The following is a 5,926-nucleotide window of genomic DNA, read 5'->3' as shown; positions in this document are numbered from 1 at the left end:
TTCCACAGAGATACACAAAGAAATAAATATGACTGAGTTAAGTGAAGATATAAATGACTTATCTTATAAAATAATAGGTTGTGCAATAGAGGTTCACAAAATTCTTGGACCAGGCTTGTTAGAATCAGCTTATCAAAAATGTTTAATATTTGAGCTTGAAAAAGCTGGGCTTTTTGTAAGAAAAGAAGTTTCTTTACCAATTATTTATAAAGATATTGAATTAGATCACGGCTATAGAATTGACTTACTAATAAATAATAAAATTGTAATTGAATTAAAGACAGTCGAATCTTTTACAGATGTTCATACAGCTCAAGTTTTGACTTATTTAAAATTAGGTGAATTTCCATTAGGGCTTTTAATTAATTTTCATTCTAAAATTTTAAAGAATAATATAAAACGATTTATAAACACATAAAAAACAAAATTTCGCGAATCTCTGCGATTTCTCTGCGAAACTCTGTGTAACAAAATACTATGAAAAAAATATTTAAATTTATACTGAATACCATTCCGCGTCCTATCTTAATTAGATTAAGTATTGTGGCACGACCAATTATTGCTTTTCTTTTAAAAGGAAATAAATATACGGATCCAATTGATGGAAACAGTTTTCGTATGTTTTTGCCTTACGGTTATGGAACACAACGTAATAATGTATTATCGCCGAGCACCTTATCTTTAGAAAGACACCGTTTGTTATGGTTATATCTTCAAAATGAAACTAACTTTTTTACTTCAACAGAAAAAATAAAAGTGTTGCATTTTGCACCAGAACAAGAGTTTTACAAACGTTTTAAAAAACAAACCAATTTAGAATATACTACTACCGATTTACTTTCGCCATTGGCTGATGTAAAAGCAGATATTTGTAATTTGCCGTTTCAAGATAATACATATGACATTATTTTGTGTAACCACGTTTTAGAACACATTCCTGATGATACGAAAGCAATGCAAGAATTATACAGAGTAATGAAACCTGGCGGTATGGGGATTTTTCAAATTCCTCAAGACTTAAAAAGAGCCGTTACTTTTTCAGATGATTCGATTACCGATCAAAAAGAGCGTGCAAAAATATTTGGACAATACGACCACGTTCGAGTATATGGAAGAGATTATTTTGACAAATTAAGAACCATTGGTTTCCGTGTAGAAGAAGTTGATTATACAAGTACTATTTCTTCTGATTTAGTAGAAAAATATTGCTTAGCAAAAGGTGAAATTATTCCTATGGTATATAAATAAAAAAGTCCCGATTTAATCGGGACTTTTTACATTCAATTATTTTGATTCGGGCATTAATATACCTATTTTTTTTGCTTGGGTTAAATATTTTTTAGCAACGTCTTGAATCTGTTTTGCAGTAATAGCATTGACTCTTTCTTCATACTTCAAAATATCTTCTAGATTTCCAGATGACATATATGTTTTAGTGAAATTAGTCATCCAATATCTATTCTCTTTGATGTTTTTCTTATATTCCAATAGATTTGTTTCAATCACTTTTTGCAAATCTTTACCTTCAGGTCCATTTAAAACTAATTTATCCATTTCTTGTATTGCCGATTGCGTTAATTTTTCCGCATTCTCAGGTCCACAAGGGAAAGAAACATTAAAACTGAATGACCCGTAAGGAACTTTAGAAACAGAACCATTAGAACGAACTGTATATACGCCACTTTCAGCTTCACGAAGTTTTTCAGTTAACTTTATGTTTAATATTTCACCTAAAAACTGCATTGGTAATACTTCATTTGCATCATAAGGTGATTCACCCATAATCATAATTGTAACATTACTTTTAGGATCTGTACCTTTATTAATTATCTTTTTAACATCACCTTTTTCCATTCTATACCCTAAATCTTTTATAGCTTCTTTTGTTTTTGAAGATGGTAAGGAAGCAATATATTTTTCAATTAAATTTTCAAATTGCGCTTCATCAATATTTCCAACAAAATAGAATTCGAAATCTCCTGCATTTGCAAATCTCTCTTTATACTTATCAAAAGCAAGTTTATAATCTGTATAAGCCCATTCTTTTTCTAATGGTACTAAACCTAAAAATCTTGGGTTATTTTGATTTAAAAAAGAGAAAAATTCTTGAGTAAAATAAAAATTTGGTTGCGAAATCATATTCGCAAACATAGTATTTTGTTTCTGTTTGAATGCTTCAAATGCTTCAGCATCATAATTTAAATCTGTAAAATATGCATACATCATTTGCATCATATATTCAAAATCTTTAGGCGTTGTTGAACCTCTTAATCCTTCAGTTGTCGTAGAAATATATGGTGTAATATTAGCAATTTTTCCTGTCATAAATTTAGTTATGTCATTGGTTTTTAAACCCGAAAAACCTGCTTCCGTTAATCCTGAATTCGCCCAATTTGTTTTTTTATAATCTTCGTTAGAATACAAATTTGAACCACCAAAACTTACAGCTTCAAATAAAATTTCTTCATTTTTAAAATCCGTTTTTTTGTATTTTACCGTAGCGCCGTTTGATAATTGGAATACTTTAACGCCTACTTTGTCATTAGAAGTCTTACTTACAATTGATCCTTCAGTAATTGGATTTTTCAATAAAGAAGCCGCTACAGCTTTGTCTTCATAGTCTTTAATTGCAGAAGCATCACTATTAATTACTGCTAAAACTTCTGATTCTAAAGGTTTTACAATACCTTCTTTTTCTGGACTTGTCAAAATAACCACACGATTTTCATCTCTAATTAATTTAGAAATTTGTGCATTAACATCTTCAATTTTAATTGTTGGAAGTATGTCAGAAATGAAATCATAAGACCATTCAATTCCTGGTGTAGGATCATTATTTAAAAAATAAGACTGCAATTCATTAACATACATTTCTGAATTTTGTTTGTCTTTTTCTTTAAACTGTTTTTCCATTCCAGCCAAAATTTCTGCTTTAGCTCTGTCTAATTCACCTTGCTTAAACCCATATTTCTTTACTCTACTATTTTCATCAACCAAAACTTTCAAAGCTTCTAATTGCTTGTTATCTTGAGACATTGCGACAGATTGATAAGCTTTTTTAGTTTTGGCATACGTTTCTCCGTGATAAGAAAAACCATACAAAAATGGTGGCGTATTACTATTTGCATATTCATCTAAACGAGCGTTAATCATTTGTGTAAACAATCCTTCAATTATGTCACTTTTTAAATCTTTTAATGTGACATTAGACTTTGGAGTGTCTAAATCTTTATACATTAATTGCACATCAGAACCTGTTGCTTCTTTATCAGACTCAATTGCAACAAAAGTCTCTTTATGATTTGGAACTTCAAACTGTACCCTAGGTTTTTCATTTTTTGGGTTTTTGTATTGACTAAAATGGTCTTTAATTTTCTTTTCCATTTCATTTACATCAATATCCCCGACAACAATTACTGCCATTAAATTTGGACGATACCAATCTTTATAAAAACTAGTTAATTTATCATAAGTAAAGTTTTCTAAAACTTCTTTTTGTCCAATAGGTAAACGATTTGCATATTGCGATTTATACATCATTTTAGGCATAAATCTTCCCATCATTCTTTTGTCTGCTCCTAATCCTAAACGATATTCTTCTAAAACTACACCTCTTTCTTTATCAACTTCTTCAGGTGTTAAAGTGGTATTAAAAGCCCAGTCTTCAATAATATTAAAACCATTTTCAATTTTTTCTGGGCTATCTGCTGGTATTGGTAAAAAATAAACAGTTTCATCAAAGCTGGTGTAAGCATTTAAATGTTGACCAAATTTCACACCAATACTTTGTAAATAATCTACTAATTTGTTCTTAGGAAATCTTTTTGTTCCATTAAAACACATATGCTCCATAAAGTGAGCCAATCCTTGCTGCTCATCTGTTTCTAATATAGATCCCGCCTTAATAATAAGTCGTAAATCTAATTTTTTCTCTGGTTTGGCATTTTTTCGAATAAAATACGTTAACCCATTTGGTAAAACACCTGTTCGTACATTTGAATCAAATGGAATTTTAGAAGTTAAATCTAAATCTTGAGCTAAAGAACTCAATGGGAGAAGAAATACTGCAATGGAAATTTTTTTAAAATAATTCATAATAGGGACTTTCGTTAAAATTTAATTTTATCAAATTAAATAAATAAATCTAATAATATAATAATTTTTAACATTTTATTTTAGTAATAAAATCTTGACGACCATTTTGTGAAAAAATTAAAAACTGTAAATGAGATTTTTAATGATTATTTACTTAATTTTACACATCTGATTAAAAATTTATGATTAAAATTAAATTAATTTGCTTGTTTCTACTTGCTTTATCTGCTAAGGCACAAGAAAAAGAAGTAGTCCCACCTTACAATATTAAAACAGTTACATTTACACAAAATGTAAACAATACGATTCCGTTTTTTAGATTGGGTGAAAATTTCGATTTACAATTTGATGATTTATACGGTAACGAAGCAGATTATTTTTATACTATTGAACAGTACAATTACGATTGGACGCCAAGTCAATTACTTAAAAATGAATACTTAAACGGGTTAGATAATCAACGGATTCAAAACTATCAAAATTCGTTAAATTGTTTGCAAATTTACTCGCATTACACGTTGAGTTTTCCAAATAAATTCAATCAAATTATTAAAAGCGGGAATTATATTGTAAAAATTTTCGATGAAGATCAAGAAATTGTGTTTTCAAAAAAATTCATCATATACGAAGACAATACGGCTGTAGGTATTACAATCAGACGTTCTCGCGATATGGAAACCGTAAACAAAAAACAAAATATCGAATTTTTTATCGATTATAAAGATAAACCGTTACAAAACCCAAAAGAAAACGTAAAAGTTTCTATTTTTCAAAACGGAAAACTGAATTCGGCTATTCATAATATCAAACCACAATATACAATTGGTACACAACTCATTTACAGATATAATAAAGAAACCCAATTTTGGGCTGGAAATGAATTTTTAAATTTCGAAAACAAAAATATACGAGGTGCTTCTAACTCAGTTTTTAAAGTAACTACTGGGGATATTTACAATACCATTTTATACACAAACGAAGAACGAAAAAATAAAATTTACACCTATTTCCCAGACATAAATGGAAACTTTTTTGTGAATAATTTAAATGCCACTCAAAATACAATTGAAGCAGATTATACTTGGGTGTATTTTGGTTTGGCTTCAGATGTAAATCCGTTAGAAAAATCAATTTATGTAACGGGAATGTTTAACAATTATCAGATTTCAGATGAATACAAAATGGAATACAATTCCGATACGAAAACATATGAAAAACCCATCTTACTAAAACAAGGATTTACCAATTATCAATACACCTTAGTAAATAATAAAGGTCAAATTGACGAACAAAACGCGATTGATGGCAATTTTTATCAAACCGAAAATGAGTACATCGTTTTAGTATATTACCGTGGTGGCGCCGAACGTTACGATAGAATAATTGGAATTGGAAGAGCAAATAGTATTGATATAGTGAACTAATTTAGATTTAACTAAAATTAAAAATGGTTACTCAAATTACAAGTAATATTAAAATTTCGGTCATTACAAATTACGAAGGCATTTACTATAAAGAGTATCAAATGTTGTATGCCTTTTCTTATCAAATCACAATTGAAAATTTAAGTTCAGATGTGGTGCAATTACAAGCTCGGCATTGGGAAATTTTCGACACACTAAACCACACAGAAACCGTTGATGGTGAAGGTGTCGTGGGACAAACACCAATAATTGCTCCCGGTAAAAAATATGTATATTCCTCAGGCTGTATGCTAAAAGGAACTATAGGGGCTATGAATGGTTTTTATACGATGGCAAATTTTTCAAATAATACTTTTTTTAAGGTTCAAATTCCAACTTTTAAATTAGTTGTTCCCTTTGCCATAAAT

At 29.3% G+C, this 5,926-nt stretch carries 5 protein-coding genes; 4 read left to right on the top strand and 1 reads right to left on the bottom strand.

Annotated elements, in window-relative coordinates:
* Together ACIQ11_RS08320 and ACIQ11_RS08315 are read left to right on the top strand one after the other, a co-directional pair.
* Positions 1-418, top strand: a 418-nt coding sequence (locus ACIQ11_RS08320; RefSeq protein ID WP_396154193.1) for a GxxExxY protein, incomplete at its 5' end; no start/stop codon positions are given.
* A 59-nt stretch (positions 419-477) separates the two neighbouring features.
* Entirely contained in the window at positions 478-1,248 is a 771-nt protein-coding gene (locus ACIQ11_RS08315) for a class I SAM-dependent methyltransferase (RefSeq protein WP_396154192.1), read from the top strand.
* A 36-nt stretch (positions 1,249-1,284) separates the two neighbouring features.
* Here the strand turns inward: ACIQ11_RS08315 and ACIQ11_RS08310 are convergent, their stop codons facing one another.
* Positions 1,285-4,095 (bottom strand): M16 family metallopeptidase, encoded by a 2,811-nt coding sequence (locus ACIQ11_RS08310; RefSeq protein ID WP_396154191.1) that lies wholly within the window; start codon positions 4,093-4,095, stop codon positions 1,285-1,287.
* A 182-nt stretch (positions 4,096-4,277) separates the two neighbouring features.
* Between ACIQ11_RS08310 and ACIQ11_RS08305 the strand changes: the two genes are divergently transcribed.
* Positions 4,278-5,519: a DUF5103 domain-containing protein gene (locus tag ACIQ11_RS08305; RefSeq protein WP_396154190.1), complete on the top strand. Its 1,242-nt coding sequence runs from the start codon at positions 4,278-4,280 to the stop codon at positions 5,517-5,519.
* Between the two features lie 23 nt (positions 5,520-5,542).
* Positions 5,543-5,926: Co2+/Mg2+ efflux protein ApaG (gene apaG, locus ACIQ11_RS08300; protein WP_353077082.1), on the top strand; the 384-nt coding region annotated here is incomplete at its 3' end.

Source organism: Flavobacterium sp. (assembly GCF_044361065.1).
GTDB lineage: Bacteria > Bacteroidota > Bacteroidia > Flavobacteriales > Flavobacteriaceae > Flavobacterium.
This window is presented reverse-complemented; position numbering and strand designations above follow the sequence as displayed.